Source organism: Paracoccus shandongensis (assembly GCF_017315735.1).
In the GTDB taxonomy this organism is placed as follows: domain Bacteria; phylum Pseudomonadota; class Alphaproteobacteria; order Rhodobacterales; family Rhodobacteraceae; genus Paracoccus; species Paracoccus shandongensis.
The window spans coordinates 41,563-54,470 of the sequence record NZ_JAFLRK010000005.1 but is presented as its reverse complement, the minus strand read 5'-3'; the positions used below and the strand labels follow the sequence as shown (position 1 = coordinate 54,470).

The window sequence follows — 12,908 nt, the reverse complement described above, 5'->3', positions numbered from 1 at the left end:
GCCATCTGCGGCCCCGTTCCCCGCGAAGGACCCAAGGATGAAGCGCACGATCTTCCGAAACCAGCTGCTGCCCTGGCTGCTGCTGGCGCCGCAACTGGCGATCACCTTCATCTTCTTCCTGTGGCCCGCAGCCCAGGCCATCCGGCAAAGCTTCCTGCGCCAGGACGCCTTCGGCATCAACACCAGCTTCGTGGGCCTGGCGAACTTCAGGGCGCTGTGGAACAGCCCGGAATACCTGAATTCCCTGCAGGTCACGGCGGTCTTTGCCGTGATGGTCACGGTGTTGTCGATGGGATTCTCGCTGCTGCTGGCCGTGGCGGTGGACCGCACCATCCGGTCGTCGAACGTTTACACCACGCTGCTGGTCTGGCCCTATGCGGTGGCCCCGGCGGTGGCGGGCATCCTGTGGTGGTTCATCTTCAACCCGACCATCGGCATCATGCCCTATGTGTTGGGGGGGATCGGCTATGACTGGAACCACATCAGTTCCAAGTCTGATGCGCTGGTCCTGGTGGTGATCGCCAGCGCGTGGAAGCAGATCAGCTACAACTTCCTGTTCTTCGTGGCGGGCCTGCAATCCATCCCCGCCAGCCTGCGGGAAGCCGCCGCCATCGACGGCGCGGGCCCGGTGCGCCGCTTCTTCGACATCACCCTGCCGCTGCTGTCGCCGACCACATTCTTCCTGCTGGTCGTGAACATCGTCTATGCCATGTTCGACACCTTCGCCGTGATCGACGCCACGACCGAAGGGGGGCCCGCCCAGGCCACCAACATCCTGGTCTACAAGGTCTATTTCGACGGCTTCGTGGGCCAGAACATGGGGTCGTCCGCCGCGCAATCGGTGGTGCTGATGGGGATCGTGATCCTGCTCACGGCCATCCAGTTCCGCTATGTCGAAAAGAAGGTGGCCTATTGATGATCGAGAACCGCCCCGGCCTGACCCTTCTGGCGCATCTGGTGCTGATGGCGGGCGTGGCCATCGTCGCCCTGCCGGTCTGGGTGGCCTTTGTCGCATCCACCCATACCGCGACCGACTTCATGTCGGGCACCATCCCGGTCTGGCCAGGGCCGCATCTGGTCGAAAACTATGCCCGGATGCTGGATGCGGGCGTATCCACCAGCGGCACGCCCCCGGTCGGCACGATGATGCTGAACAGCCTGGTCATGGCCCTGCTGATCGCCTGCGGCAAGATCGCGATCTCGATCACCTCGGCCTTTGCCATCGTCTATTTCCGCTTTCCGCTGCGGCAGCTGGCCTTCTGGTGCATCTTCATCACCCTGATGCTGCCGGTCGAGGTGCGCATCGTGCCCACCTTCCAGGTGGTGGCCGACCTGGGCCTGCTGAACAGCTATGCCGGGCTGTCGATCCCGCTGATCGCTTCCGCCACCGCGACCTTCCTGTTCCGCCAGGTCTTCCTGACCATCCCGGACGAATTGACCGAGGCCGCGCGCATCGACGGCGCGGGCCCGATGAAGTTCTTCCGCGACATCCTGCTGCCCTTGTCGCGGACCAATATCGCGGCGCTGTTCGTGATCCTGTTCATCTATGGCTGGAACCAGTATCTGTGGCCGCTGCTGATCACCACCAGCAGCGATTACTACACGGTCGTCGCGGGCATCAAGCGCATGGCCGACGCGGTGGACGGGCTGCCGCAATGGCATCTGGTGATGGCCACCGCGATGCTGGCGATGCTGCCCCCGGTCGCGGTGGTGATTGGAATGCAACGCCTGTTCGTCAAGGGCCTTGTCGAGACGGAGAAGTAAGATGGCCTCGATCACGCTCGACACGGTCGGCAAGATCTATCCCGGTGGCACCCGCGCGGTGGGCGATGTCAGCATCGACATCGCGGACGGCGAATTCATCGTGCTGGTCGGCCCCTCGGGCTGCGGCAAGTCCACGCTGCTGCGCATGATCGCGGGGCTGGAATCGATCAGCGAAGGCACGGTCCGCATCGGCGACCGCGTGGTCAACGACGTTGAGCCCGCCGACCGCGATATCGCCATGGTGTTCCAGAACTATGCGCTTTACCCGCATATGTCGGTGCGGGACAACCTCGCCTACGGGTTGAAGAACCGCCGCACCCCGCGCGCCGAGATCGACCGCCGCGTGGCCGAGGCCGCCGTGATCCTGCAGATCGGCCCCTATCTGGACCGCAAGCCCCGCGCCCTGTCGGGCGGCCAGCGCCAGCGCGTCGCCATGGGCCGCGCCATCGTCCGCGAACCGGCGGCCTTCCTCTTCGACGAGCCCTTGTCGAACCTGGACGCGAAACTGCGCGTCACCATGCGGCTGGAGATCAAGGAGCTGCAGCGCCGGTTGCGCACCACCTCGATCTACGTCACCCATGACCAGCTGGAGGCCATGACCCTGGCCGACCGGCTGGTGGTGCTGAACGCGGGCCGGATCGAACAGATCGGCACTCCGCTTGAGGTGTATCGCAAGCCCGCGTCCACCTTTGTCGCGGGCTTCATCGGCAGCCCGGCCATGAACCTGATCAGCCGCCGCGCCGTGCCGCATCTGCCCGTCGCCGCGCAGGCCGGCACCATCGGCATCCGCCCCGAGGATCTGTCGGTGGCTCCCGACGGCCCCATCGAGATGGAGGTGCTGGCGGTCGAGGAACTGGGCGCGCAACGACTGGTCCACGGCCAGACCGGGGGCGAAAGGCTGACGGTGGCCATGCCCTCCGACGCGCCCCTGTCCGACAGGCTCCGGCTCAGCTACCGGCTCGGTTCGCTGCATCTGTTCCACCCCGAAACCGGGCGGCGCATCGACTGACCCCTAGGCCTGCCCGATCAGCAGCATCACCAGCGGGATCGTCACGATCCCAAGCGCGGTGGACATCAGGATCGCGGCGGACACCCGCTGCTGGGCCACGCCGAAATGCTGGGCCAGGATATAGACATTGCCCGCCACCGGCAGGGCCGCGGCGGCGATCATGACGCCCGCGGCAAAGGGCTCGACGCCCAGGGCCCAGGCCGCCAGTCCCACCGCCAGGGGATGCAGCACCAGCTTGGCCCCCGTCAGCCAGGCTGATGCCGCCAGCCGCCCGATCCGCCGCCCCGCCAGGCTGGCGCCGATGGCGAACAGCGCGCCGGGGGTGGCGGCCGCGCCCAGCAGGACCAGGAATTCGTCAAAGGGCCCGGGCAGGGGCAGGCGCATCTGCGCCCAGGCCAGGCCCGCCACCATGGACAGGATCATCGGATTGGCAATAACCCCGCGCCCGATGGGAACCAGGCTTGCCAGGCGCAGCCCGTCCTGACGCGCGGCATGGATGATCAGCGTGATCAGCGTGGAAAAGACCAGGCTGTCGATGGTCAGCACCATCAGCACCGGCCCGATGGCGCGGTCCCCCAGCAGCACCACCAGCATCGGCACGCCCAGAAAGCCGGTATTGCCGATCATGCAGCATTGCGCCTCCATCGCGGCCTCGGCCAGGGGAAGGCCGCGCGCCCGCGCCGCAGCCATCCCCAGCAGCCAGACCGCCGATGATCCCGCCAGATAGGCCAGCACGAAGCGCCCGTCGAACAGCGCGGCCAGATCCAGCCGGGCGGCAAAGCGGAACAGCATCGCCGACAGCGCGAAATAGAAGACGAACTTCGTCAACCAAGCCGCGCCTTCCTGCGGAAAGAACCGCGTCCGCGCGGCCAGCCAGCCCAGGCCGATCAGCCCGAAAAAGGGCAGCGTCTTCAGGAATACCGCCAGCATGGCTTCTTCTTCACTCAAATATCCTCGGGGGGTGAGGCCGCGCCAGCGGCCGAGGGGGCGGAAGGCCCCCTTTCGACGGTGAACTCGATCACCCCGTTGCCCGTGTCGCTCTGCTCCAGCAGCCGATGACCGGCACCCTCGCAGAAATGCGGCACGTCCACCGCGGCCATGGCGTCGGTCGCCAGCAGCCGCACCCGCGCGCCCACGGCCTGCCCCAGCAGCACCTTGCGCAGCCGCAAGACCGGCAGCGGGCACAAGAGCCCGCGCGCATCGACCAGCACGCTCATGGAACGCGCACCGCCTGCTCCAGGCACCAATCGGCCAAACCGTCAGGCGACAACCGCTCGTCCATGCCGCCGCAGAACTCGGCCCAGGCCGCGCGCTGTTCGGGCGGCACATGCAGCAGCACGGGGATGTCGTCCGCCACCGCCTGGGCGATCACGCCGCGAAAGCCGCGCCCCACGGCCTCCTGCCGGCCGAACTTGGGCAGGATCAGCAGCTCGGCCCCGGCCATGCGGGCGGCGACGCGGGCGGCGGCGGCCTCCAGCGCGCCGGGATCCAGGCGGCAGCCGGTCGAGCCGCTGCCCAGCGATTGCGAGATGCGGACCGGCGCGTCCTCCTCTCCGATCACCAGCACGTCCATGTCGCAGGCGCAGTCGGCCCCCTTGTCGGTGTTGCGCTGGACCGCGCCCGCCACCCGCAGCCCGGCGTCCGTCAGCCGGACCGACAGCCGCGCCAGGATCCGGTCGCCCTCGCCGGGCGGGGCGTCGTCGTCCAGACCGAACCAACCCAGCATCGCCCTCATACCCCGCTGTCCAGCGCGAATTTCATCAAGCCGTTGATCCCGTCCACCCCCAGCTTCTTCTTGAGCATGGACGAGGTGTTGGCGGCGGTCTTGTAGCTGACATCCAGTTCGTCCGCGATGGCCTGCAGGCTGAGGCCCCGGCCGATCAGCGCAAGCACCTGCCGTTCACGGTCCGACAGCGCCCCCAGCGGATCGGCGGAGGCCCCCGCCCGCAGCGTGGCCAGCGCCATGGCATGGCGCGGCGACAGATAGAACTCGCCCGCCTCCAGCATCCGCACGGCCTCGCGGAAATCGGCGGGGGGCGCGTTCTTCGACAGGAAGCCCTGCGCGCCCGCCTGCAGGGCGCGGGCGGCGAAACCCGTCTGGTCGTTCATGGAAAAGATCAGGATCCGGGCATCGGGGGCGGCGGCGCGCAGGGGCGCCACCAGATCCAGGCCGCCCGCGCCCGGCAGGCTGATGTCCAGCACGATCAGGTCGGCGGCGGGGCCTGCCGCCAGTTGCGCCAGCGCCTCCTCGCCCGACATGGCCTGGCCGATCCGCTCGTATCCCAAGTCGCGCAGCAGGCGGTTCGCGCCCAGATGGGTGATGGGATGGTCGTCGATGACAAGCGCGGATTTCATGTCGATCCTTCTTCCGTCTGCGGCAAGGGCAGGCTGGCGGCGATGGTGGTTCCCCCCGCGCCCGAGGACAAGCGCAAATCGCCGCCCAGAAGGGTGATGCGTTCGCGCATCCCGGTCAGGCCGGTGCCCTCGCGCGTGCCCGGGGCCATGCCGCGCCCGTTGTCGCGCAGCTCCATCCGCCAATGCGCGGGATCGGTCCACAACCGCACCGTCACCCGGCTTGCCCCGGCATGGCGCAGGGCATTGGTGGTGCCTTCCTGCAGGATGCGGAACAGGGTGAGGGCGGTCGCCTCGTCGGGTTCGGGCAGGCCGGGGGCCAGGTCCAGGGCGATGGCCAGGTCGGGAAAGCGCCGTCCCAGGTCGGCCACGTAATCCGCCAGCACGGCGGCCAAGGGCAGTTGCCCGATGGCCACGGGCCGCAGGTCGCCCAGAAGGGCGCGGTTCACGCGGGCGATTTCCTCGGCGATATCCGCGATGGCCTGGGCGTGGGCGGCAATGGCTGGGGTGGGGGCGGCCTCGCGCAGGGCGTCGGCCTCGACCCGCAGGCCGAACAGGCAGGGGCCCATTTCGTCATGGAGGTCGCGGGCGATGGCCTTGCGTTCCTCGTCCCCGCGCGTGACCACGCGGCGCTGCAGGCGCGCGCGGTCGGCCTGCGCCCGGGCCAGGGCCTGGGCCAGGTCGTCCACTCCGGCGGCGATCGGCCCCAGGTCGCGGCCTGCCACCGGACCCACCCGCGCCGTCAGATCCCCCCGGCGCAGGTCCGCCAGGCGGCTGGCAATGGCGGCAACCGGCCGCAGCGCCCCCCGCGTGGCCAGAAGGATCAGCGCCGCCTGGGCCAGCGCCGCCAGACCCGCCAGCCCCAGGAAGGCCCGCAGGTGCTGCCAAGCGCCGGCAATCTCAGCCCCGGGATCGGACGCGATGAAGACATGGCCGCGCGGGCGTCCTTCCAGCAGCACGGGCAGGCGGGTTTCCAGCGGGTCCGGGGCGACCAGGGCGGCAAACCAGCGCGGCGCCGGGGCGGGGGCGGGAACCGGAACGGGTGCCTGGCGCATCACCCCGTCCGCCGCATCGACGATGCCCATCGTCACATGGCGCGGCACCACCAGCCGTTCGGGCAGAAGCCGCATGATCCGGTCGGGCGGCACCGCCCCATGCATGGTGCCGACGGTGGCCAGCACCAGCGCCCGCGCCGTTTCCACCGCCAGCCGCGTTTCGGTCGCGATGTCGCGGCGCACGCTTTCCAGGCTGGCGGCGGCCAGCGCCGCGAACAGCGCCGCCTGCACGGCCCCGATCACCAGAAGGATGCGCTGCGTCAGCGAAAGGCGGTTCATGGCGCGCAGATTGGCCCGGCATCGGTTGCCCGTAAAGATCCCCCGGCATAGAAAGGCCCCATGACCGATTACGACGCCCTTTCCGCCCGCATCCGCGCCCTGACCGAAAACGAGACCGACGAGGTCGCGCTGATGGCGACGCTCGCCTGCGAGATCCATCATTCCGACGACCGCTTCGACTGGACCGGCTTTTACCGCGTGGTGGCGCCCGAGCTGCTGAAGATCGGCCCCTATCAGGGCGGGCATGGCTGCCTGGTGATCCCGTTCTCGCGCGGGGTCTGCGGGGCGGCGGCGCGCACGGGGCAGGTCCAGCTTGTGCCCGACGTGGACGCATTCCCCGGCCATATCGCCTGCGCCAGCTCCACCCGGTCGGAAATCGTGCTGCCGGTCCGGGGCAAGGGCGGGCGGCTGATCGGCGTCCTGGACATCGACAGCGACCAGCCCGACGCTTTCACCGACGAGGACGCGATCCGGCTGGCCGCCATCCTGGATGAGGTTTTCGCCCATGTCTGACTTCACCGGGCGCTGCCTGTGCGGGGCCGTCACCTTCAAGGGAACCTGGGGCGGCGATCCCCTGCGCGCCTGCCATTGCGGCCAATGCCGCCGCTGGTCGGGCCATGTCTGGGCCGCGGCCGAAGCCGCCGATCTGGTGATCGAGGGGCCGGTGAAATGGTTTCAGTCGTCCGACAAGGCCGAGCGCGGCTTTTGCCCGGCCTGCGGCAGCAGCCTGTTCTGGCGCAAGCGGGGCAGCGACCGGATCGAGGTTTCGGCGGGCGCGGTGGACAACCCCACGGGCCTGCGGTTGCAGGGCCATATCCATGTGGCCGACAAGAGCGACTATTACGACATCGCCGACGGCCTGCCGCAGGAGCCGCAGGGATGATCTGGGACAGCATCGCCGCCATTCCCTTCGCGCAACTGACCGCCTTCGTCGCGGGCGGCTTGATGCTGAACGTGGCGCCGGGCCAGGACGTGTTCTTCGCCAGCGCCTGCGGCATCCAGGGGGGACCGCGCGCGGGTGCCCTGGCGGGGCTTGGCGTGGGCTTGGGCGTCCTGATGCACGTGACGCTGGCGACCGTGGGACTGGGCGCCCTGGTCGCGGCCCATCCCGGCGCGCTGCTGGCCGTGAAATACGCGGGCGCGGGTTATCTTTTGTGGCTTGCGTGGAAAAGCTGGCGGGCGGGGCCGGCGGATCCGTCCGCGCGCGGCAGCGTGCGGCCCTGGGCCATCATCCGGCGCGGCTTCCTGTCCAATGCCCTGAACCCCAAGCCGGTGCTGTTCCTGCTGGCCTTTTTGCCGCAGTTCACCAATCCCGCCTGGGGTCCGGTCTGGCAGCAGATCCTGGGCCTTGGGCTGATCTTCGCCTTTACCGGCACGCTGGTGACGATGGGATACGGCATCGTCGCGGGCCATGCGGGCCATGTGATCGGGCAGCGCCTTGGCCTGATCAACAAGATCGCCGCCGTGATGTTCGCGGGCCTGGCAATCCGGCTGGTCACGAAGTGAGCGATTTCGCCTATGCCCCGCCGCCCGACGCGCCGCAGGTGATCCATGCCGATCACGAGATCCTGGTGGTGGGCAAGCCCTCGGGCCTGCTCTCGGTGCCGGGGCGGGGCGAGGGCAAGGACGACTGCCTGATCAACCGCCTGCGCGGGGCCTTTCCCACGGTGCTGCTGGTGCATCGGCTGGACCAGGACACCTCGGGCGTGATGGTCTTCGGCCTGACGCCGCACGCGCAGCGGGTGCTGGGAAAGCAGTTCGAGGATCGCCGCGTGAAAAAGGCCTATGTCGCCCGCCTGGCCGGGCGGCTGGAACCGAAGACCGGGACGGTGGACCTGCCGCTGATCGTGGACTGGCCGAACCGCCCGCGCCAGAAAGTCGATCACGACGCGGGCCGTCCGGCGCTGACCGAATGGCGGGTGATCCGCGCCAGCGACGCAGAAACCCGCGTGCGCCTGTTCCCCCTGACCGGGCGCAGCCACCAGCTGCGCGTCCACATGGCCGAAATCGGGCATCCGATCCTGGGCGATCCGCTGTATGCCACGGGCGCGGCCGCCGATCATCCGCGCCTGATGCTGCACGCCGAAAGCCTGCGCCTGCGCCATCCCGACAGCGGGGCGCAGGTCAGCTTCAGCCAGCCCGCGCCGTTTTAGACGATGCGTTCCGGCTGGCGAAGGCCATTGCCTTCGCCACATGATGCCCTATCGACCTGAACCGCCGGGCCTCAAGGGCCCGGCCAGCGCCCGCCCCGCCCTCGGCGGGCGCTTCACGCCCCCCGAGGCGGGCGCTGGCCTCTCGTGGTCTTTTGCTTCACCGTCTTTGATTGCGCCTTCACACAAAGGGCGGGGGAAATGCGGTGCATTTCCTTGTCCCGCCCTGCAACCTTATGCCCCGATCACCTGGTCCGCCACCTGTTCGGACCGCAGCATGTCCTCCAGCGTCAGCGATTCGATCAGGATCAGGTAGGACCAGAAGATCTCGGCAAAGACCTTGCGGATGCGGCAGGACGCCTCGTCCCGGCAATCCTCGCAGCGTTGATAGGCGCGGCGCGACAGGCAGGGCAGGGGGGCGATGGGCCCGTCGATCAGGCGCAGAAGTTCCGATATGGAAATGTCGCCGGGCCGCTTGATCAGCAGATAGCCGCCCGACCGCCCGCGGATCGAACTGACCATGCCCGCGTTGCGCAGCTCCAGCAGGATCTGTTCCAGGAACCGCTTGGGCGTGTCCGACCGGCGAGCGATCTTTTCGATGGTCAGGGCCTCGGGGACCGGCTGGGCGGCCTCGTCGCCCAGCACCAGCATCGCCTTGAGCGCGTATTTCATCTTTTGCGTGATCATGGCCCACCCTACGGCGGGAAAAAACCCGACTCAAGGTCGAGATTTCGGCAAGACCTGCCGCCGACAGGGTTTTTTGCCGCGGCGGACAGCACCGCCCATGTCCATTCCAAATATACGACAATCACGCTAGACATTTGTGATTTTTGTGGCACCCTGCGCATCACGATGCTGCCAAAGGAACGACGCATGAACAGCCTGGATCTCATCGACCGCAAGATCATCGCCGCCCTGATGGAGGACGCGACCCAGCCGATCGCGCAGATCGCCGACCGCGTGGGCCTGTCGCAGACCCCCTGCTGGAAGCGCATCCAGAAGCTGGAATCGTCGGGCGTGCTGACCGGGCGCGTGGCCCTGGCCGACCCGGCGCAGCTTGGCCTGGGCCTGACCGTCTTCGTGGGGATCGAGGCATCCGACCACGGCGCCGGCTGGCGCGACGCCTTCCTGGCCGCCATAGGCAAGTTCCCCGAGGTCATGGAGGCCTATCGCATGGCGGGGGAAATGGACTACCTGCTGCGCGTGGCCGTGCCCGACATGGCGGCCTATGACGACTTCTACCGCCGCCTGACGGATGCGGTGCCGATCAAGAACCTGACCTCGCATTTCGCGATGGAGCGGCTGCGCTATACCACCGCCTATCCCGTCAATACCCGCGACCGCTGAGAGATCCTCGTTCTCTTTGGAAGGGGATCTTTGGGAACCAAATCACGACAAACTATGTAGTGATAATGTGGAATAGAGCGGAAGGAATCGCACCGATGTCCAAGACCCTGATCGTTCCCGGCCTTGACGGATCGTCCGCGCCCCATTGGCAGGACTGGTGGGCGCGCACCGATCCCAACGCGATGATCGTCGATCTGCCCGACCCCCGCCGCCCCGTCCGCGAGGCCTGGGAGGCCGCGCTGGCCGTGATGATCCTGCGCCACCCGGGCAGCATCCTGGTCGGCCATTCGCTGGGCTCGGTGCTGATCGCGCAGATGCTGGCCCGCTGGTCGGGGCTGAAGGTGCGCGGGGCCATGCTGGTCGCCCCCGCCGATCCGATGTCCGCGACCCAGGAATGCCACCGCATCCGCCGATTCGGCCCGCTGCCCGAGGTGGCCGCAGAGGTGCCCACGGTGCTGGTCGCCAGCCGCAACGATCCCTGGATGGCCTTCAACCGCAGCCGGGATCTGGCCGATGCGCTTGGTGCCGACCTGGTGGACCTGGGCCACGCGGGTCACATCAACGTGGCCTCGGGCTTTGGCCCCTGGCCCGGCGGCAAGGTGATCCGCGACCGCCTGCTGGAACAGACCGAGCGCCCCTCAGTCCTGCGGCGGTGGTTCGGGCAGGCGGCCCCGGTCCGGGCGCGCCTGCCGGGGGCATGATGATGCCCGCCCGCAGCGTCCCCCGCCACGCCGACCCCGATCCCGCCCCCATCATCGATTTCGGAGTGCCCTACATGTTCGACATCCAGACCGAACTGCACCTGCGCCGCGCCGAACGCGGTGCCACGGCCACCCATGACACCGGCCGCGCCGCCCGCGCGATCCTGATCGCCGCCAACCTGTCGGTCTTGTCCCTGTTGGCAACCACGCTGTTCTGAACCCCGCGCGAGGTGCGCCATGACCCTTGACCCGATCCTGACGGCCCCCCTGGCCCCGCTGGCGCATAGTGACGGTCCCCATGTCGTCGTCATCGGCGGCGGCGCCAGCGGCGTGTTGATGGCGGCCCATCTGCTGCGCGATCCAAACGGCCAGACCCGGGTCACGATCATCGAGGGGCGGCACATGCTGGGCTGCGGCATCGCCTATTCGACCAAGGATCCCGACCACCTGCTGAACACCCGCGCCATCAGCATGAGCGCCTTTCCCGACCAGCCCCGGCATTTCTGCGACTGGCTGGCCGCCCAAGGGATCGCATCCAGGGGAGATCCGGGCGACCGCTTCGTCAGCCGGTCCACCTATGGCGCCTACATGGCCAGCCTGATCGCGCCCTGGTCGCGCGGCGATGGACCCCGCCGCCTGCGCTGTCTGCGCGACATCTGCCTGGGCCTGGCCGAGGAGGGGGCGGGCGTGACCGCCCATCTGTCCGACGGCACAAGCATCCGCGCCGACATGGCGGTGCTGGCGACGGGCCACGCGCTGCCCGAACCCGACCCCGCCGGACTGGTGCAGGGATCCTGGGAACAGGCGGTTCCGCCCGGCCGCGACGACCGGGTGGTGATCGTGGGATCGGGCCTGTCCATGGTGGACCAGGCGCTCAGCCTGTTGCGGCGCGGCCACCGGGGCGAGATCCTGGTGGTGTCGCGCCGCGCGCAACTGCCGCGCGTCCATGCCGTGACGCGGCCTTTGGCCGTGGCGGTCGCCGGCATCCCGCTGGGCGCGCCGGTCAGCCGCCTGATGGCCTGGCTGCGCGCCCTTGCCCGCCAGGCCGAGGACGCGGGCGGCACCTGGCGCGACGCGATGGACGGGGTGCGCCCGCATATCCGCGCGATCTGGCAGGCGCTGCCCCAGGGGGAACGCGCCCGCTTCCTGCGCCATGCGGCGTCCTGGTGGGAGGTTCACCGCCACCGCTTGCCGCCTGAAAGCGCGGCCCCGATCCGCGCCGCGATGGAAACCGGGCGGATGCGCCTTTTGGCCGCCGCCTTTCTGGGGGCCGAACGCCATGCCGATGGCCCGTTGCAGGCCGTGATCCGATGTCGCGGCAGCCGGGTGGAACAGCGCGTCCCATGCGCGCGCATCATCGACTGCCGGGGCATCCGCCGCGATCCCGAACGCAACGCCACGCCCGTGGTGGCAAGCCTGCTGAAGGGCGGACAGGCCCGCATTGACCCCTTGCGCCTTGGGCTGGATGTCAGCCCGGATGCCGCCGTCATCGACGCGGGGGGCAGCCCGTCGGGCCGCATCTTCGCCATCGGCCCGCCGTCCCGGGCGGCCTTCTGGGAAATCACCGCCATTCCCGACATCCGCGACCAGGCCGCGCATCTGGCCCGGCGGCTGATCGCGGCCTCTGCCCCCGCCTAGACCTGCGCCAGATAGCCGCGCAGCACCTGCAGCTTGGCGCCGGCGACATCGACGATGCTGTCCGCCGACATCGCCTCGTCATTGGCCCAGATGCGGAAGGTGTCGCCCAGGGCGTGAGAGATCGCCTCGGCCAGCAGTTCCGCGTCGGGACGCGCGTCCGCGCCGATCCTTGTCACGGCCAGGTCCGCGATCTGGTCGCGCAGGCGCCTGAGCGAGCCATAGAAGATCGGCAAAAGCTCCGGCGCCGTGTCCAGCAGCCGGTCGATCAACTGCGAGGTGCCCCGGTCCAGCTCGCCGCCGTTCAGCAGCCGCCGCAGCGCCTGCAGCAGGTCGGCCAGCAGCGGCCCGGACGAGGCGCGGAACCAGGCCACCGTGCCGTCGTCGAAACAGGGCGCCTCGCCCACGATGGCCGCGTCCTTGTTCAGGTAATAGTTGAAGAAGGTCCGCTGGCTGATCCCGGCCTCGGCCGCGATCATCTCGGTCGTGACGGCGTCATGGCCGTGCCGCAGTGCCAGGGACAGCGCCGCCCGCTGGATCTCGCGCGCGGTTTGAACCCTTCTGCGATCCCGAAGCGTTGGCTTCACGGCCATGTGCTGTCCCTTCCAATCATTCA

18 protein-coding genes are annotated in these 12,908 nt (G+C 68.9%); 11 read left to right on the top strand and 7 right to left on the bottom strand.

Going from position 1 to position 12,908, the window contains the following annotated elements; translation table 11 throughout:
* The first annotated feature begins 37 nt into the window (after positions 1–37).
* From ugpA to JX613_RS05675, 3 genes are read left to right on the top strand one after another with little or no spacing between them, the layout of a single operon-like run.
* Positions 38–916, top strand: coding sequence for a sn-glycerol-3-phosphate ABC transporter permease UgpA (gene ugpA / locus JX613_RS05685; protein WP_207100500.1), 879 nt, complete (start codon positions 38–40; stop codon positions 914–916).
* On the top strand, positions 916–1,764 hold the full coding sequence (gene ugpE / locus JX613_RS05680; RefSeq protein WP_207100499.1) for a sn-glycerol-3-phosphate ABC transporter permease UgpE: 849 nt from the start codon (positions 916–918) through the stop codon (positions 1,762–1,764). The genes ugpA and ugpE overlap by 1 nt, the downstream gene beginning before the upstream one ends.
* 1 nt (position 1,765) lies before the next feature.
* A complete protein-coding gene (locus tag JX613_RS05675; RefSeq protein ID WP_207100498.1) occupies positions 1,766–2,773 on the top strand; it encodes a sn-glycerol-3-phosphate import ATP-binding protein UgpC in 1,008 nt (335 codons plus the stop codon).
* A 3-nt stretch (positions 2,774–2,776) separates the two neighbouring features.
* Here the strand turns inward: JX613_RS05675 and JX613_RS05670 are convergent, their stop codons facing one another.
* From JX613_RS05670 to JX613_RS05650, 5 genes are read right to left on the bottom strand one after another with little or no spacing between them, the layout of a single operon-like run.
* Entirely contained in the window at positions 2,777–3,703 is a 927-nt protein-coding gene (locus tag JX613_RS05670) for an AEC family transporter (protein ID WP_207100497.1), read from the bottom strand.
* 14 nt (positions 3,704–3,717) lie between these two features.
* Positions 3,718–3,990, bottom strand: a complete 273-nt coding sequence (locus JX613_RS05665; RefSeq protein ID WP_207100496.1) for a sulfurtransferase TusA family protein — start codon at positions 3,988–3,990, stop codon at positions 3,718–3,720.
* Entirely contained in the window at positions 3,987–4,499 is a 513-nt protein-coding gene (locus JX613_RS05660) for a DUF2478 domain-containing protein (protein ID WP_207100495.1), read from the bottom strand. The genes JX613_RS05665 and JX613_RS05660 overlap by 4 nt, the downstream gene beginning before the upstream one ends.
* Positions 4,500–4,504: 5 nt before the next feature.
* A complete protein-coding gene (locus JX613_RS05655) occupies positions 4,505–5,128 on the bottom strand; it encodes a response regulator (RefSeq protein WP_207100494.1) in 624 nt (207 codons plus the stop codon).
* Positions 5,125–6,459, bottom strand: a complete 1,335-nt coding sequence (locus tag JX613_RS05650; protein ID WP_207100493.1) for an ATP-binding protein — start codon at positions 6,457–6,459, stop codon at positions 5,125–5,127. The genes JX613_RS05655 and JX613_RS05650 overlap by 4 nt, the downstream gene beginning before the upstream one ends.
* Before the next feature lie 60 nt (positions 6,460–6,519).
* Between JX613_RS05650 and JX613_RS05645 the strand changes: the two genes are divergently transcribed.
* From JX613_RS05645 to JX613_RS05630, 4 genes are read left to right on the top strand one after another with little or no spacing between them, the layout of a single operon-like run.
* Positions 6,520–6,972 (top strand): GAF domain-containing protein, encoded by a 453-nt coding sequence (locus JX613_RS05645; protein WP_207100492.1) that lies wholly within the window; start codon positions 6,520–6,522, stop codon positions 6,970–6,972.
* Complete coding sequence (locus JX613_RS05640; RefSeq protein WP_237168382.1) at positions 6,965–7,342, top strand: GFA family protein; 378 nt, start codon at positions 6,965–6,967, stop codon at positions 7,340–7,342. Before JX613_RS05645 ends, JX613_RS05640 begins: the two co-directional genes overlap by 8 nt.
* Positions 7,339–7,965: a LysE family translocator gene (locus tag JX613_RS05635; RefSeq protein ID WP_207100490.1), complete on the top strand. Its 627-nt coding sequence runs from the start codon at positions 7,339–7,341 to the stop codon at positions 7,963–7,965. Before JX613_RS05640 ends, JX613_RS05635 begins: the two co-directional genes overlap by 4 nt.
* Positions 7,962–8,612: a pseudouridine synthase gene (locus JX613_RS05630; RefSeq protein WP_207100489.1), complete on the top strand. Its 651-nt coding sequence runs from the start codon at positions 7,962–7,964 to the stop codon at positions 8,610–8,612. Before JX613_RS05635 ends, JX613_RS05630 begins: the two co-directional genes overlap by 4 nt.
* Positions 8,613–8,843: 231 nt before the next feature.
* Here JX613_RS05630 and JX613_RS05625 read toward each other — a convergent pair whose 3' ends face one another.
* The gene (locus tag JX613_RS05625; protein ID WP_207100488.1) at positions 8,844–9,296 is read right to left on the bottom strand and encodes an RrF2 family transcriptional regulator; all 453 of its coding nucleotides are present in this window, start codon (positions 9,294–9,296) and stop codon (positions 8,844–8,846) included.
* Between the two features lie 186 nt (positions 9,297–9,482).
* Between JX613_RS05625 and JX613_RS05620 the strand changes: the two genes are divergently transcribed.
* The 4 genes from JX613_RS05620 to JX613_RS05605 all read left to right on the top strand — a co-directional run bounded on the left by JX613_RS05620 (position 9,483) and on the right by JX613_RS05605 (position 12,295).
* The gene (locus tag JX613_RS05620; protein WP_207100487.1) at positions 9,483–9,956 is read left to right on the top strand and encodes an Lrp/AsnC family transcriptional regulator; all 474 of its coding nucleotides are present in this window, start codon (positions 9,483–9,485) and stop codon (positions 9,954–9,956) included.
* Between the two features lie 95 nt (positions 9,957–10,051).
* On the top strand, positions 10,052–10,657 hold the full coding sequence (locus JX613_RS05615; RefSeq protein WP_207100486.1) for an RBBP9/YdeN family alpha/beta hydrolase: 606 nt from the start codon (positions 10,052–10,054) through the stop codon (positions 10,655–10,657).
* Positions 10,654–10,875: a hypothetical protein gene (locus tag JX613_RS05610; protein ID WP_207100485.1), complete on the top strand. Its 222-nt coding sequence runs from the start codon at positions 10,654–10,656 to the stop codon at positions 10,873–10,875. The genes JX613_RS05615 and JX613_RS05610 overlap by 4 nt, the downstream gene beginning before the upstream one ends.
* A gap of 19 nt (positions 10,876–10,894) precedes the next feature.
* The gene (locus JX613_RS05605) at positions 10,895–12,295 is read left to right on the top strand and encodes an FAD/NAD(P)-binding protein (RefSeq protein WP_207100484.1); all 1,401 of its coding nucleotides are present in this window, start codon (positions 10,895–10,897) and stop codon (positions 12,293–12,295) included.
* On the opposite strand, the gene JX613_RS05600 is transcribed toward JX613_RS05605, so the two are convergent.
* Complete coding sequence (locus JX613_RS05600) at positions 12,292–12,885, bottom strand: TetR/AcrR family transcriptional regulator (protein ID WP_207100483.1); 594 nt, start codon at positions 12,883–12,885, stop codon at positions 12,292–12,294. The two genes, JX613_RS05605 and JX613_RS05600, sit on opposite strands and share 4 nt — an antisense overlap.
* Positions 12,886–12,908 lie beyond the last annotated feature (23 nt).